Consider the following 15,838-nt stretch of genomic DNA (forward strand, 5'->3'; position numbering starts at 1 on the left):
GAGGCTGACATTCAGGGGCGGTAGCGTGGTTTTTGTAAGTTGGCACAGCGCGTAGCAAAGACCAACAGACAAGTTCTTCAGCGTTAAAGGGAAAAATATGGATGTCATTAAGGCTTTAGAAATCATCTCAGCATTGTCAGAAGGTGTTAATCCTGAAACCGGTGAAGAGTTATCTGAAGAAAGCTGCTTCAATCAGCCGAAAGTCATTCGAGCTTTATTTATCGCAAAACAGAGCCTCGAAGCATCAATCATTTCTGAAAAGCGTAAATCTGATTTACCAGAAAATGCTGGGAAGCCGTGGAAGCCAGACGAAGATGAGCTATTGGCAAATAGCTTTGATTCAGGCTTAGGTGTTGATGAATTATCAAGAATCCATAAAAGAACAAAAGGTTCCATTGCCTCCAGGTTAGTTCGTCTAGGTAAAATAAATGAGCGTTCCGATATTTATACTCGGTAGCCTCGCTCTTGTAGGTTGGCGCAGAGCGTAGCGAAGCCCAACAAACGAGCATTATCACCTCAACCAGAGCGGGATAAAGATGGATTGGGCCGATCGAGAACACAAATTTTTAGATACGTTTCGCGATAAACGTTGGGCTTCACTTCGTTCAGCACCAACCTACGCTTTTTAGCCCAACATACGAGATCGTCGATATATGTGTTTACTGGTTTCACTGGCGCATGGCTAAAAACCGAGAATCGCAAGCCTAACAATGCGCTCAACTTCCGTTCACTTCGTTCGCTGGACGTCCAAAAGCTGCGCTTTTGGCCGCCCATTAGCTTAATCGTTAAATAGCCAACAGATTTATGCACATTTACTTAGATCAAAATATTTGGATTGATTTGGCGAAAATTCATCATGGAAAAGATAAACGTCCTGAGTCTGTTCGTCTATTAAGGCTAATCCAGAAAAAACTAGAATCTGGCGATATTGTTTTACCATTGTCAAGTATTCATTATATTGAAACCAGTACTATAGCTAATGCTGGACGCCGTGAGAGATTGGGGAGAGTAATGTTTGATTACTCGAAAGGGGTGACTTTAGCACCTTATAAATCTATCGTGGTATACGAGCTGGATTGTGCATTAAGTAAAATCTTCAATCATGTTAAGCCTCGCAGCTTTAAGTTGTTTGGTAACGGTATTAAGCACGTTTATGGTGATGCACTTGAATTTAAATATCCAACCATGATGGTTCCAGATTTGATCGCGCGTGCAGCATTAACAGGTGAAGAGATTGTTGGTCATCGGATTGGTGGTTTCCACAAAACTGAGCACAACGGAAAATTTCAAGATCATTTACGAAAAGTCAGTGAAATGCGTCAAACGGTTCCTCGAAAAGATTGGGACAATACGTTATATGCCATTGCGTTATCTGACATTATAGATCCGCTATCCGAAGTATTAAATTACTGGAGCATCCCATTTGATGATTTTATTGGTTTGGGAGTAGAAGTTATAACCAGCTTTATTGATAGCATGCCGTCTAGAACGTTAGAAGTTCATATGCATCGACAAGTTCTCAATAATCCAAACTATAACCCTAAACCAACAGATCTTGAAGACTGGGGAGGGGTGGCATTGGCTTCTCAATACTGTGATGTGATTGTTGGAGAGAAACATTTATACGATATGCTGCTACGTAATCGATTTAAAACTAAGGCAGCAGTACTTCGTCGGTTATCTGATTTAGAGCAGTACTTGGAAGAATATATTTAACAAAGCCTTAGAGACGAATTCGCAACAGTTGGCTCGGTTCCGCTTCGCTACACATTTTAGCCAACTATTACTCACCGCTTAAGGTGGGCGTTATGTACTTTTCTTTAGCTTTTAATTTGGGAGATATTAAAAATAAATGACAGAAAGTCAAGTTATTAGCGTGACCGAAGAGTCACCTTCAGTTCAAGCTCATTTAGCCCGTAGGTTCGAATAGCGCAGCGTATTCGGACAATCGCGAATAACTCCACCGCGATTTAAGCAAGGATCGGAAGATCCTCTTGTGGGGTTGCTATCGACCGCTTTGGGGGGGCTTAAGGCTAATCGGTACCACTATAAGCTGGATTTATTGGTTTTCCGCTAATGATCCAAATTTTGCTTATAGTGGCGGCCGCCTGCCCATCTGCGCCAGTGGTGGTCAACTTAACGACCGCCGGGCGCTTGTGATAGGTTCTTCCGATCCAATTACAGATAGTTCCCCTGCCGCAGGGCGGTCAGCAGCTCATCCACCAGCGTATCCACCGGTTTACCGGCATTCAGCAGATGGATTTCCGGCTGCTCCGGTGCCTCATAGGCGGAGTCGATACCGGTAAAATTGCGAATTTCCCCTGCCCGCGCTTTTTTATAGAGCCCTTTCGGGTCGCGCTCTTCACAGATGGCGAGCGGTGCATCGACAAAGACTTCGACAAACTCCCCTTCACCCAAGAGACTGCGCACCAGCTCCCGCTCGGCTCGGAACGGCGAGATAAAGGCGGTGAGCACGATAAGGCCCGCATCCACCATCAGTTTTGCCACCTCGCCGACCCGGCGGATATTCTCCTGCCGCGCGGCATCATCGAAACCGAGATCGCCACAGAGGCCGTGGCGCACATTGTCCCCATCCAGCAGATAGGTGTGCTTGCCCTCAGCGGCCAGCGCCTGCTCCAGCGCCCCCGCCAGAGTCGATTTACCCGCCCCCGACAGCCCGGTAAACCAGATCACCAGCGGTTTTTGCCCTTTAAGCTCGGCCCGGCTCTGTTTGTCGACGGCATGCTTGTGCCACACGATATTGCTCATCCAACACTCCTTAATTGGCGCTCACGCCTCAAAACTTAAACTGTCCGGCACCACGGGGAGCCCGCCTCGGGCTATCAGCCGACAACGTGCTGATGCCATGGCATTGCTTATCCTGCACTCCTTGATACGCCTTAAAACGGAAACAGCAGGGGCACCATCACAATCACCCCGAGGCTATAGGCCAGCGAAACCGGCAGAGCCAGCTTGAGGTAGTCCGGCATCTTGTAGTTGCCCGCGGCATAGACCATCAGGTTGGTCTGGTAGCCGTAGGGCAGGATAAAGCTGGAGCTCGCCCCGAACAGCACCGCCAGAATAAACGGCATGGTCGAGACATCCATGCTGAGCGCCAGCTGGTAACCCATGGGGAAGGCCAGCGCAGCGGCGGCGTTGTTGCTCATCAGCTCGGTCAGCACCAGCGTAAACAGATAGATACCGATAAAGGCGATGATGGGGCTGGCGCCGTTGAACTCCCCCATCAGCCAGTCGGCGATGAGCTTGGCCAGCCCGCTTTTTTCCAGCTGATCGGCGATGGCGAGCGCCCCGCCCACCACCAGCCAGATATCCAGCGGAAAGCGGCGGCGGATCTCGTCCAGGGTCAGAATGCGGGTGAGCAGCAGCGCCACCAGCATCAGCAGCAACCCCTTGAACAGCGGCACCAGATCAAACACAGAGAGCGCCAGCACCCCGAGAAACCCCAGCACCACGGCGGCGCTGCGCTTGCCATCGAGGCGGGTAGAGGCTTCCAGCCCGCTCACCACCACAAACTCCCGCCCCAGCGATTTGTTGCGGGCAAACTGGGGGCCGGGGGCCAGCAGCAGGGTATCACCGGCATGCAACTCAATCTGGCCGAGGCCACCGGTAAGCTGGGTTTCGCCGCGGCGCACCGCCAGCACCACCGCATCGAAGTGGGTGCGAAATTCCGCATCCTTGATGGTCTGACCCACCAGCCGCGAGCTGTGGCTGACGATCACCTCCACCAGATGCTGGCCGTTGAGGCGGTGCTGACCGTAGAGAGCCAGCCCCTTCATCTCCTGCAACACGCCGACACTCTCCACATCGCCGCAAAACAGCAGCACGTCCCCTTCGTGCAGCTCGTGTTCCGGCTGCACCGGGCAGATCACCTGATCGCCGCGAATGATTTCCGCCAGATAGAGGCTTTTCAGGCTGCGCAGGCCGTTCTCCTTGACGCTGCGCCCCGCCAGCGGTGAACCGGCGCCCACCTTGGCTTCGAGAAAATAGCCGGATTCGCGGCTCATCTCGGTATCCTGCTCCGGCAGGTGACGGGCAAACAGCAGCACGGCCACCAGACCGGTCAGCAGGGTACCCGCCCCCACCATAAAGAAGTCGAACATGCCGAGCGGCGGCGCCCCCATCTTGATGAGGAAGCTGTTGACGATAAGGTTGGTGGAGGTGCCGATCAGGGTCAGCACCCCGCCAAAGGTGGCCGCGAAGCACATAGGCAGCAGCAGTCGCGACGGCGCATGGTTGGGGTTGCGTTTGACCGCTCCCAGCATGGAGGCCACCACGGCGGTATTGTTGACGAAGGCCGACAGGAAGGCGGTGGAGAACCACACCTTCACCAGCACCTTGTTGAATGAACCCGTGCCCACCAGATTGGCGAACCAGCTCATGATGCGGGTCTTCTCCACCGCCAGCGACACCAGCAGCAACAGCACCAGCGTCAGCAGGGCACTGTTGGTGTAACCCGCCACCACGGCGTTGATATCCGCCAGCCCGCTCAGGTAGGTGATGAGCACGGCGCCCGAGAAGAGCAGCGCCGGGCGGAGTTTGCCCTGGATCAGCAGGGCCACGAGAGCAGCCAGCAGACCCAGCACCAGGAATTGTTGCCAGGTCATGGGCTTACTCCTTGCTTGTGTCGTTACCGATGGCAAGGGCTTGCCAGTGCGGGAAGTGCTTGCGCACCAGGGCGTTGAGCTCGATCTCAAACTCGCTGTAGTGCCCTTTTACCGCTTTGGCGGCCAAGCCTTCCACTATCATGCCGGCGCCGACGGTGACGTTGGTCAGCCGGTCGATCAGGATAAAGCTGCCGGTATCGCGGATCTCCTGATACGGGTCGAACGCCACCGGGTCGGTGAGGCTCAGCTCGCACAGGCCGATCTCGTTGAGCTTGAGTTCACTCGCGGGCAGCTCGTCGAGCTTGTTGATCTCGATGCGGTGGCGGATGGCCTCCACCTGACCGCGACTCTTCTTGGTGGCCAGTTTGACGTCGTAGACCCGACCCGGTTGCAGGGACTCCTCCCCCATCCAGACGATATGGGCCAGCACATTCTGGGTCACTTGCGGCCGCTTGGCGGCATCCACCAGCAGGTCGCCGCGGCTGATGTCAATCTCGTCGGCGAAGGTGACCGTGATGGCCTGACCCGGCAGAGCGTACTCCAGATCCCCGTCGAAGGTGACGATGCGGGTGACCGTGCTCTCCTTGCCCGACGGCAGCACCGCCAGCTTGTCGCCCACCCGCAGGATACCGGAGGCGAGCGTCCCCGCGAAGCCGCGAAAATCGAGGTTGGGGCGGTTCACATACTGCACCGGCAGGCGTACCGGATGGCGCTCCAGCTCGCGCTCCACTTCCGCAGACTCCAGCAGCGCCAGCAGGGTTTCGCCTTCGTACCAAGCCAGCTTGTCGCTCGGGTTGACCACGTTGTCACCGTCCAGCGCCGAGACCGGCACGATATGGATAGTGTCGACGCTGAGCTTTTTGGCGAACTCGCGGTAATCGGCACTGATACGCTCGAACACCTCCTGACTGAACTCCACCAGATCCATCTTGTTGACCGCCACTACGAACTGCTTGATGCCTAGCAGGCTCGCAATAAAGCTGTGGCGACGGGTCTGATCCAGCACCCCTTTGCGAGCGTCGATCAGAATGATGGCCAGATCGCAGGTGGAGGCGCCGGTCGCCATGTTGCGGGTGTACTGCTCATGGCCAGGGGTATCCGAGATGATAAATTTGCGCTTGGCGGTGGAGAAATAGCGGTAGGCCACGTCGATGGTGATGCCCTGCTCGCGCTCCGCTTGCAGGCCGTCGACCAGCAGTGCCAAGTCCAGCTTCTCGCCGGTGGTGCCGAGCTTCTGGCTGTCGGACTCCAGCGCTTTGAGCTGATCTTCATAAATCTGCTGGGAGTCGTGCAGCAGGCGACCGATAAGGGTGCTCTTGCCGTCATCCACGCTGCCGCAGGTGAGAAAACGCAGCAGACTCTTGTGCTGCTGGGCGTGCAGATAGGCTTCGATGCCCTGTTCGGTGATGGCGGTCTGAATATGGCTGTTCATGCTGACGACTCCTTAGAAATATCCCTGACGCTTCTTCTGCTCCATGGAGCCGGCCTGATCGTGGTCAATCAGCCGCCCTTGCCGCTCGCTCGAGGTGGTGAGCAGCATCTCTTCAATAATTTCCGGCAAGGTGGTGGCATCGGATTCGATGGCCCCGGTGAGCGGATAGCAGCCGAGGGTGCGGAAACGCACCAGCTCCTGCTTCACCTCATCCTCGGCGGTCAGCGGCATGCGCTCGTCATCCACCATGATCTTGATGCCGTTGCGCTCCACCACCGGACGGTAAGCGGCGAAGTAGAGCGGCACTATGTCGATATTCTCGAGGTAGATGTATTGCCAGATATCCAGCTCGGTCCAGTTGGAGAGCGGGAACACCCGGATGCTCTCCCCCTTGTTGACCTGGCTGTTATAGACCCGCCACAGCTCCGGACGCTGGTTCTTCGGATCCCAGCGGTGGGACTTGTCACGGAAGGAGTAGACCCGCTCCTTGGCGCGGGACTTCTCTTCATCGCGGCGCGCGCCACCGAAAGCGGCGTCGAAGCCGTATTTGTTGAGCGCCTGCTTGAGCCCCTCGGTCTTCATGATGTCGGTGTGCTTGCCGCTGCCGTGTACAAAGGGGTTGATGCCCATGGCGAGCCCTTCCGGGTTCTTGTGGACGATGAGATCCAGCCCGTACTTTTTGGCGGTCTCGTCGCGGAACTTGATCATCTCCTTGAACTTCCAGTCGGTGTCGACGTGGAGCAAGGGGAACGGGATCTTGCCCGGATAGAAGGCCTTGCGGGCCAGATGCAGCATGACGGAGGAGTCCTTGCCGATGGAGTACATCATCACCGGGTTTTCAAATTCGGCAGCCACCTCGCGGATGATATGGATGCTCTCGGCTTCCAGCTGCTGCAAGTGGGTCAATCTTTCACGGTCCATGTTGGTCCTCGGGTCATTGCTTATGCGCCTGCTCAAGGCGCTGGGTGGTTCAGTGCGCGGTTGCGCTGGCAACCGCATCAAATATCTCTTTCTCGGTCAGGCCAGCTGCACCAGCTTGAGGTCGCAGCCATCGAGATCCGGGTTAGCGCGCAGCTGCTGGCCGCTATTTTCCCCGCTTGTTTCTCCAAACCAGGCGAGCCGCTCGCGCAGTGCGACCACTTCGCCGATGACGATAAGCGACGGGCTCACCGCCTGTTTGGCCAGCTCGGCCAGATCAGCCAAGGTGCCGGTCAGCACCCGCTGGTGGGATGTGGTGCCGCGCTCGATGATGGCAATGGGGGTGGCAGGGCTTCGGCCGTGATCCACCAGCTGCTGCTGGATATGCTCGGAGCGCATCAGCCCCATGTAGATGACCAGGGTCTGACTGGTGGCGGCCAGCTGCTGCCAGTCGGGCTCCTTGCCCTCTTTCTGGCAATGGCCAGTGATAAAGACGGCGCTCTGGGCGTAATCACGGTGAGTCAGCGGAATGCCGGCATAGGCGGTGGCCCCGGCTGCGGCCGTGATGCCGGGCACCACCGAGAAGGGGATACCTTCGTCGGCCAGCACTTCCAGCTCCTCGCCGCCACGGCCAAACATAAAGGGATCGCCCCCTTTCAGCCGCACTACCCGGTTGCCCGCTTTGGCGTATTCCACCAGCAGGCGATTGGTCTCCTCCTGCGGCACGCTGTGGGCTCCCGCCTTCTTGCCGACCGACACCAGAGTGGCATCGCGGCGCACCAGATCGAGGATCTCGGCGGAGACCAGCTGGTCGTAGAGCACCACTTCAGCCTGTTGAATCTGTTGCAGCGCCTTGAGGGTCAACAGGCCCGGATCACCGGGACCCGCACCGACCAATACCACCTCGCCCACTTCGCTTTTCGCTTGGTCGAGGCCATCGCTCAGCCACTGCTCGGCACCTTGCCAGTCCTCTTTCTCAATCAGGCTGGCGAGAGTGTTGGAGGCAAAAGCGCGCTCCCAGAAGCGGCGGCGATCGGAAATCGATGAGAGCACCCGCTTGGCCTTGTCACGGACCCGACCTGAGAGCTCGGTCAGCCCGCCAAGATGGCGCGGCAGCAGGCTCTCCAGCCGCTCGCGCAGCAGGCGCACCAGCACCGGCGCCTTGCCACCGCTGGAGACCGCCACCATCAGCGGCGAACGATCGATGATCGAGGGAAAGATAAAGCTGGAGCGTTTGGGGTCATCCACCACGTTGACGAACAGACCCAGCTGGTTGGCACTTTGATAAACGAGGGCGTTGACTTCGAGGTTGTCGGTCGCTGCCACCACCAAAATCTGACCTGCCAGATGGGCCGGGGTGAAGCGCTCCGCCAGATGGGTGAAACGACCGGTGAATTCAGCAAATTCCGGTTCAAGCACCGGGGAGACCAGGGTCAGCCGGGCACCGGCCGCCAGCAGCAGGCGCGCCTTGCGCAGGGCAACCTCGCCCCCGCCCACCAGCAGTACCGGGCGGCCTTCCAACTTGGCAAACATAGGTAAATAATCCATTTCGGCCTATCCCTCGGAGCACGACTAATATGGGGCGACTATAGGCAGGGCAGCTTATCCCTCAAAATAATAAAAAATGCTTTTTAATGCGTTTTGGTAATTAGCGAAACCGATTCATGACAAAGGCGTACGAAGTCACTTGTGGTACCTGACGCCAGACCATAGGCTAGGGACTGTGTTTCATAAGGAGCTAAACGATGAATGAATCATTGATTGTGCTAGGGATTTTCGTGTTCCTGGTGCTCGCCACCCTGAGCGCGGGCATCAAGATAGTGCCCCAGGGCTACAACTGGACGGTGGAGCGCTTCGGCCGCTACACCCGCACCCTGACCCCGGGTCTCAACCTGCTGATCCCCTACGTGGATCGGGTCGGCCACAAGATCATCATGATGGAGCAGGTGCTGGATATCCCGGCACAAGAGGTGATCTCCCGCGATAACGCCAACGTCACCATCGACGCCATCAGCTTTGTGCAGGTGGTGGATGCCCGCAAAGCGGGTTACGAGGTCAACGATCTCACCAGCGCCATCCGCAATCTCACCATGACCAATATGCGGACCGTGCTCGGCGCCATGGAGCTGGACGAGATGCTCTCCCAGCGCGACACCATCAACGAGAAACTGCTGCGCACCATGGATGCCGCTACCGCCCCCTGGGGCATCAAGGTGACCCGCATCGAAATTAAAGATGTGCGCCCGCCGCTGGCACTGGTCGAGGCGATGAACGCCCAGATGAAGGCCGAGCGCCAAAAACGGGCCGAGGTACTGGAAGCCGAAGGGGTGCGCCAGTCCAAGATCCTGAAAGCGGAAGGGGAGAAACAGTCCCAGATCCTCAAGGCCGAAGGTGAGCGTCAGGCCGCCTTCCTCGCCGCCGAAGCGCGGGAGCGGGCTGCCGAGGCAGAAGCCAAGGCGACTCACATGGTTTCCCAGGCGATTGCGGAAGGAGACCTGCAGGCCATCAACTACTTCGTGGCTCAGAAATATACCGAAGCACTGGCCCGCATCGGTGAAGGCCCCAACAGCAAGATCATCATGATGCCGCTGGAAGCGGGCAGCCTGATTGGCTCGGTGGCTGGCATGGCCGAGCTGTTCAACAAAGATGGCAAGGGCAGCAAGTCATGACTGCCCTGTTAGAGGGGCTGACCCACTGGCACTGGCTGGGGCTCGGCTTCATTCTGCTGGCCATTGAGGTGCTCGGCTCGGTGGGCTTTTTGCTCTGGACCGGCATCGCCGCGCTGGAAGTGGGCCTGCTGCTGCTGCTCTGGCCCTTTGGCTGGCAGGCGCAGTTGCTGCTGTTTGCGGTGCAATCCCTGCTCACCACTTGGGCCTGGTGGCGCTGGCAGCACCAGCGCGACAACTCGGGTCAGGATGCCGCCAGCACCATCAACGAGCGGATGCAGAGCTATATGGGCCGCGAGCTGACACTGCTGGATGATGTCGCCCAAGGCACCAGCCGGGTACATCTGGACGACACGGTCTGGACAGTGCGCTGTGACGAGTCGCTGCCGGCGGGTAGCAAGGTCAGGGTAGTGGGGGCCGATTCCCACATCCTGCTGGTTGAACCCCGCAACTGACGCAACTCTGCCATCGAGTCATGAAAAAGCCCGCGATCGCTCGCGGGCTTTTGTCTCTCTGGCGGCCACTCAGGTACGCAGCCGCTCGAGCTGACTGGCGAGCGCCGTGGCCGCTTGCTCCAGCGCTTCGCTCAGTTGATGGCTGGAGGTGGCCTCCTGCCCGATCACGTTGGCGGTATCGCCGATCCGCATCAGGTTCTGGTTGATGGTATCGCTCACCGCACTCTGCTGCTCGGCGGCGGTGGCCACCTGACTGATGTGGTCATGGATCTGCTGGATCTGGGCCACCACCCGATTGAGCGCCTCGAACGCCTGCTCGGTGCCCTGCACCGTGGTAGTGGAGCGCTCGATACCGGTATTCATCAGACGCTGACTGCTGCTCACCTCGGTCTGCAGGCTGCCAATCAGCTGGCCGATCTCGTCGGTCGACTCACGGGTCTTGGTCGCCAGCGCCCGCACCTCGTCCGCCACCACCGCAAAGCCGCGGCCCATGTCCCCTGCCCGTGCCGCCTCGATGGCGGCATTGAGGGCCAGCAGGTTGGTCTGCTCGGCAATGGCGCGGATCACATCGAGGATCCGGCTGATATTGGTGCTGCGCTGGGCCACCAGCGCTACCGCCTTGTCCGCCTCATGCATATCGCCGACCAGAGTATGGATCTCGTTGCGGGCATTGCTGAGGGTCTGCTGGGCGGTATTGATGTGGTGGGTCGCTGCTTCCGACTCCTGCGCCGCCTGCTCGGCATAACCTGCCACGCTGACTGCCGTGGTACTCATCTGGTGCATGGCGCTCACCACGCTCTCCAACTCCAGATTCTGCTCGTCCAGACTGTTGCGCATGGTGTCGGCGGTATGTTTCATCTCCCGCGCCTGCTGGTAGACCTGCTGACCGATCCCCTTGCTCATTTGCACCATGCCCCGCAGCTTGCCGAGGAAGGCATTGAGCTGGGACCCCAGATCGATCAGCTCCTGATGGGTGTCGATCTCCATCTGCTGGGTCAGGTCCCCCTCGTTGCTGGAGAGATGGCCCACATGGCGGCTGATAAGGGAAAGCGGCGCTGTGATGGTCTGAATAAACCAGACCAGCAAGCCCAGCACCAACAGGGTGATCCCGCCCATGGCGATGATCTGCTGCCGCTGGGCATCCACCAGCAGGGCGCCCAGTTCATTGCTGATGGCGTGCGCCTTGCCGAGCGCCAGCGCCTTGGGCACCTTGATCATCAACCACCACTGGGTATTGGCTGCCTCAACCCGGATGGGCTGATGAAGAATAAAGTCACTGTCGCTGCTGACAGGCTGACCGTCAGGCAGGGTCAGGCCCACCTCCTTGAGTGGACGGCCCAGCTTGTCGGCATAGCGGTTGCTGCCCACAATCAGCCCCATCTTGCTGACCAGAGTCACATCCGCCTTGTTGTCATAGAGGCTCTTGCCAAGGTTTTCAGCCAGTTGCTGGAAGATGGGCAGGTTCATATCCACCCCGGCCAGCCCGACAAACTTGCCATCACGCAGCACGGGCACCGTCAGACTGGTCATCAGCATCTTGTTGCCCGGGCTGATTTCGTAGAGGTAGGGCTCCATCAGGCAGGGCTGGCGGGTATCGCGACCACAGAGATACCACTCGCTGTTGCGAATGCCAAACTCGTTGAGGGAGGTATCAAACTTGGCCTCGCTGGCAGCGGCGTCCACCGCTTGCTGAGCGACTGCCCCCCCCTGCTCCTTGGTGAAATAGACCTCCAGACTCCCCTTTCCTGCCACCGAGTGGCTGGCCCCGCCCAGCCAGTTGCCATCCTCGCCATCATAGCCATCCGGTTCAAACTGGGCGTAGATGGAGCTGATCCCGCTCGCCTGCTGCAGGCTACTGCCGAGCAGAGACTCCACTTGGGGCCGCGACAAGCGCAGTTCCGGTTTGGCCATCCCGGCTTCAATCTGGGCGGTCACGGTCAGGGGGATCTGATAGGAGTTCTGCATCAGCGAGGCAATCTGGATGGCATAGCGCTCTGCCTGATACTGCAGGCTGCGGGAGACCTCCTCTTCCAGTGCATCGCTGGTCTGGGTCATCACCATGTTGCGAAGGGAGCTGAAAGAGGCCGATTGCAACAGGGTCATGGCCAGCCCGGTCAGCAGAAACAGCCCCATGGTAAGGCACAGCAGCTTGAACTTGAGGGAACGTTGCTTCATGCGACAACTCCTTATGGCAGAATAACAACGAATTACTTGAGTATATTCGCCCACTTGCGCTTCACCCGATTTGTTGATGGGTTTGTGGCAGGCTTCTGGTTATAATTTTTGCCTTCCCGAGCGTTGATGGAACAGTCGCAATGAGCAATGCACTGAGCAGTGTCCCGCCGGTAGTCGCGATGGACTACCCCTTTCCGGCCAAACCTCTTCCCCTGAGTGCCGAGCAGAGAACGACCTTGACCACAGAAATCAAGGCGCTGCTCAAGGAGCGCAAAGCGGTACTGGTTGCCCACTACTACACGGATCCCGAGATCCAGGCGCTGGCCGAAGCCACCGGCGGTTTCGTCGGTGACTCGCTGGAGATGGCCCGCTTTGGCCGCGATCACGAGGCGCAAACCCTGATCGTCGCCGGGGTGCGCTTTATGGGGGAAACCTCCAAGATCCTGAGCCCCCACAAGCGGGTGCTGATGCCGACTCTGGAGGCCGAATGCTCCCTCGATCTGGGCTGTCCCATCGAACAGTTCTCCGCCTTCTGCGATGCCAATCCCGACCATACCGTTGTGGTCTATGCCAATACCTCGGCCGCCGTTAAAGCACGGGCTGACTGGGTGGTGACCTCCAGCATCGCACTCGAGATCGTCGAACACCTCGACAGTCTGGGTCACAAGATCATCTGGGGCCCGGATCGCCATCTGGGCGCCTATATCGAGAAGAAGACCGGGGCGCAGATGCTGCGCTGGCAGGGCCACTGCATCGTCCACGACGAGTTCAAGGCCCGCGCCCTGCGCGAGCTGAAAGAGCAGAATCCGGACGCCGCCGTGCTGGTTCATCCGGAATCCCCCGCCTCGGTGATCGAGCTGGCCGATGCGGTGGGATCCACCAGTCAGCTGATCAAGGCAGCCAAGGAGCTGCCACAGCAGAAGCTGATCGTGGCGACCGATCGGGGCATCTTCTACAAGATGCAGCAGGCCTGTCCGGAGAAAGAGATGGTGGAAGCACCGACCGGTGGCGATGGCGCTACCTGCCGCAGCTGCGCCCACTGCCCCTGGATGGCGATGAACGGTCTGGTGGCGATCAAGGAGGCCCTCACCGATGGTACCGAGCGCCACGAGATCCATGTCGATGAAGCGCTGCGGGTAAAGGCCCTCATCCCGCTCGATCGGATGCTCAATTTCGCCGCCGAACTCAAGCTCAAGACCCAGGGCAACGCCTGATTGCCGCCGTCACGAGATGCAAAGAGGGCTCCCGCGGGAGCCCTCTTTATTTATCTGAACCTCATCCAACTCAGATGATTACGGTGGAGAGACTGTGCTCTTCATCCGGCGCAACGGTCACTCCCGTATCACCGGCGATGGCCGCTTCAACGCAGAGCATGGTGCGATAGCCATCGTCGCTCATGTCGGCCATGGCGGTAGCCCCTTTCAGCCAGGGGGTCCAGACCACCACGCTGTCGTGGTTGCCACTGACAACCCGGGTCTCACGCTCACCATCCTGCACGCTCACCAACGCCTCTGGCTGCCAGTAGACCCGATCCAGCGGCCCGTTCAGGGTCAATGCACCCTGCTGCTTGGCATCCTGTCCGGTCAGCTTGTCGGCATAGGGCTCACCCAGACCGCTCACGCTCACCGCCTCCGGCGCACTGATTTGCAAATAGGTATGCAGCGCACCGCTATAAGTCAGCGGCTGAGCACCTGTGTTGCGAGTGGTCAGCACCAGCGAGAGCTCTTTGCCAACCAGCACGTCCAGCTCCAGTTCGAAGGCGTGATCCCACAGGGCACGGGTCGCATCGCTGTCGCGCAGGGAGAGATGAACAAGCGTGCCGTCAGCGTGATCGGAGACCCCGTCCAGCATCCAGAGGGTGGTACGGGCAAAACCGTGGGAGGGCTTGCCGCTACCGACGCGGGCGGGCGCCGGGCCAAACCAGGGCCAGCAGATCGGGATACCACCGCGAACAGGCTTGCTGCCATCCAGCACCGCCTTGTCGCTCAGCCAGATGGAGGCCGGCTCGCCATGACGCTGATAGCTCAGCACATGGGCGCCAAACAGGCTGATTTCTGCCTTGGCATAGTCGTTGTTGATGGTGAGAACCGGCAGACCGGCCGCATTGTTGGCAAGCTTGCAATTGGCTGTCAGGGGACGAATGGATTGCATGTGGACTCCTGTCATCAGGGGAAACCGAAAAACAAAAAGGCGGCCAATGGCCGCCTTTTTCAAGCTACGCGATTGCGCATCCCAAATTACTTGGAGATGTGAGCGATCAGGTCCAGAACTTTGCTGGAGTAGCCCATTTCGTTGTCGTACCAGGATACAACTTTAACGAATTTGTCGTTCAGCTGGATACCAGCCTTGGCGTCGAATACGGAGGTCTGACGCTCACCCAGGAAGTCGGTAGATACAACTTCGTCTTCGGTGTAGCCCAGAACGCCTTTCATAGCGCCTTCGGAAGCAGCTTTCATCGCTTCGCAGATTTCTGCGTAGGTGGCAGCTTTCTTCAGGTTAACGGTCAGGTCAACAACAGACACGTCCGGAGTCGGAACACGGAAAGCCATACCAGTCAGCAGGCCTTTCAGTTCCGGAATAACTACGCCAACAGCTTTGGCAGCACCGGTAGAGGACGGGATGATGTTCTGAGCCGCACCGCGGCCACCGCGCCAGTCTTTGGCAGACGGACCATCAACGGTCTTCTGGGTAGCAGTGGTAGCGTGAACGGTGGTCATCAGGCCAGACTCGATACCGAAGGTATCGTTCAGAACCTTGGCGATCGGTGCCAGGCAGTTGGTGGTGCAGGAAGCGTTGGAAACGATGTCCTGGCCAGCGTAGGTAGAGTCGTTAACACCCATTACGAACATCGGGGTAGCGTCTTTGGACGGGCCAGTCAGAACAACTTTCTTGGCACCAGCAGCGATGTGCTTACGAGCAGTCTCGTCGGTCAGGAACAGACCGGTAGCTTCAGCAACAACGTCAACACCGATTTCGCCCCACTTCAGGTTGGCCGGGTCACGCTCAGCGGTAACACGTACGGTTTTGCCGTTTACAACCAGGTTGCCGTCTTTAACTTCAACGGTACCGTTGAAACGACCGTGAGTTGAATCGTACTTCAGCATGTAAGCCATGTAGTCAACATCGATCAGGTCGTTGATACCAACAACTTCGATGTCTGCACGCTCGCAAGCCAGACGGAATACGAAACGACCGATACGGCCAAAACCGTTAATACCTACTTTGATAGTCATATTTAGTTACCTAACTGTTCAGTAGTCAAAGAAAATTCCGCTTGTAAATTTACTAGAACTCTCCGGTGAGTCAACCAACATTCTGTCTGAAATTGCGCTATATCATGAAAAACTGTGAAATTAATTTTCTGTTTATGTAACTGATTACCACGTTTTGACGAAAAAAGTGCCAGATCGTGGCATCGCGCAGATATCAACAATAGTGCCTACTCGGTCACACAACCATTCACAGAGATATGTAAAAATGTGCGCGGTTTAGCATGGCCAAAGAGCCACTGTTCAAGTACCACCCCATAAAAATCAAACAAAATAGTATAGATAGAATCCACAGCGG

13 protein-coding genes are annotated in these 15,838 nt (G+C 57.6%); 5 read left to right on the top strand and 8 right to left on the bottom strand.

Annotation, left to right across the window (positions count from 1 at the left end; translation table 11 throughout):
* The first annotated feature begins 97 nt into the window (after positions 1 to 97).
* Together AB5Y76_RS08960 and AB5Y76_RS08965 are read left to right on the top strand one after the other, a co-directional pair.
* Complete coding sequence (locus AB5Y76_RS08960) at positions 98 to 457, top strand: hypothetical protein (RefSeq protein WP_216956337.1); 360 nt, start codon at positions 98 to 100, stop codon at positions 455 to 457.
* 347 nt (positions 458 to 804) lie between these two features.
* Complete coding sequence (locus AB5Y76_RS08965; RefSeq protein WP_263718334.1) at positions 805 to 1,716, top strand: hypothetical protein; 912 nt, start codon at positions 805 to 807, stop codon at positions 1,714 to 1,716.
* Between the two features lie 462 nt (positions 1,717 to 2,178).
* On the opposite strand, the gene cysC is transcribed toward AB5Y76_RS08965, so the two are convergent.
* From cysC to cysG, 5 genes are all read right to left on the bottom strand, one after another.
* Entirely contained in the window at positions 2,179 to 2,769 is a 591-nt protein-coding gene (cysC, locus tag AB5Y76_RS08970) for an adenylyl-sulfate kinase (RefSeq protein WP_263718333.1), read from the bottom strand.
* 131 nt (positions 2,770 to 2,900) lie between these two features.
* Positions 2,901 to 4,625, bottom strand: coding sequence for an SLC13 family permease (locus tag AB5Y76_RS08975; RefSeq protein ID WP_263718332.1), 1,725 nt, complete (start codon positions 4,623 to 4,625; stop codon positions 2,901 to 2,903).
* 4 nt (positions 4,626 to 4,629) lie between these two features.
* Positions 4,630 to 6,057 (bottom strand): sulfate adenylyltransferase subunit CysN, encoded by a 1,428-nt coding sequence (cysN, locus tag AB5Y76_RS08980; RefSeq protein WP_184235738.1) that lies wholly within the window; start codon positions 6,055 to 6,057, stop codon positions 4,630 to 4,632.
* A gap of 12 nt (positions 6,058 to 6,069) precedes the next feature.
* Positions 6,070 to 7,056, bottom strand: coding sequence for a sulfate adenylyltransferase subunit CysD (cysD, locus tag AB5Y76_RS08985; RefSeq protein WP_263718330.1), 987 nt, complete (start codon positions 7,054 to 7,056; stop codon positions 6,070 to 6,072).
* A gap of 18 nt (positions 7,057 to 7,074) precedes the next feature.
* Positions 7,075 to 8,523 (bottom strand): siroheme synthase CysG, encoded by a 1,449-nt coding sequence (gene cysG, locus AB5Y76_RS08990; protein WP_263718329.1) that lies wholly within the window; start codon positions 8,521 to 8,523, stop codon positions 7,075 to 7,077.
* 197 nt (positions 8,524 to 8,720) lie between these two features.
* Between cysG and AB5Y76_RS08995 the strand changes: the two genes are divergently transcribed.
* Together AB5Y76_RS08995 and AB5Y76_RS09000 are read left to right on the top strand one after the other, a co-directional pair.
* A complete protein-coding gene (locus tag AB5Y76_RS08995) occupies positions 8,721 to 9,644 on the top strand; it encodes an SPFH domain-containing protein (protein ID WP_005335703.1) in 924 nt (307 codons plus the stop codon).
* Positions 9,641 to 10,096 carry an NfeD family protein gene (locus AB5Y76_RS09000; RefSeq protein ID WP_179902546.1) on the top strand — a complete coding sequence of 152 codons (456 nt, stop codon included), beginning with the start codon at positions 9,641 to 9,643 and terminating at the stop codon, positions 10,094 to 10,096. Before AB5Y76_RS08995 ends, AB5Y76_RS09000 begins: the two co-directional genes overlap by 4 nt.
* 69 nt (positions 10,097 to 10,165) lie before the next feature.
* Here the strand turns inward: AB5Y76_RS09000 and AB5Y76_RS09005 are convergent, their stop codons facing one another.
* Complete coding sequence (locus tag AB5Y76_RS09005; protein ID WP_263718328.1) at positions 10,166 to 12,271, bottom strand: methyl-accepting chemotaxis protein; 2,106 nt, start codon at positions 12,269 to 12,271, stop codon at positions 10,166 to 10,168.
* Between the two features lie 140 nt (positions 12,272 to 12,411).
* Here AB5Y76_RS09005 and nadA point away from each other — a divergent pair, with 140 nt between their 5' ends.
* The gene (nadA, locus tag AB5Y76_RS09010) at positions 12,412 to 13,485 is read left to right on the top strand and encodes a quinolinate synthase NadA (protein ID WP_263718327.1); all 1,074 of its coding nucleotides are present in this window, start codon (positions 12,412 to 12,414) and stop codon (positions 13,483 to 13,485) included.
* 70 nt (positions 13,486 to 13,555) lie between these two features.
* Here the strand turns inward: nadA and AB5Y76_RS09015 are convergent, their stop codons facing one another.
* Both AB5Y76_RS09015 and gap read right to left on the bottom strand, forming a co-directional pair.
* Positions 13,556 to 14,422 carry a D-hexose-6-phosphate mutarotase gene (locus AB5Y76_RS09015; protein ID WP_263718326.1) on the bottom strand — a complete coding sequence of 289 codons (867 nt, stop codon included), beginning with the start codon at positions 14,420 to 14,422 and terminating at the stop codon, positions 13,556 to 13,558.
* Between the two features lie 86 nt (positions 14,423 to 14,508).
* Entirely contained in the window at positions 14,509 to 15,504 is a 996-nt protein-coding gene (gap, locus tag AB5Y76_RS09020) for a type I glyceraldehyde-3-phosphate dehydrogenase (RefSeq protein WP_005335708.1), read from the bottom strand.
* Positions 15,505 to 15,838 lie beyond the last annotated feature (334 nt).

Origin of the sequence: Aeromonas sp. R1-2 (assembly GCF_040908505.1) — a bacterium.
Lineage (GTDB): Bacteria > Pseudomonadota > Gammaproteobacteria > Enterobacterales > Aeromonadaceae > Aeromonas > Aeromonas veronii.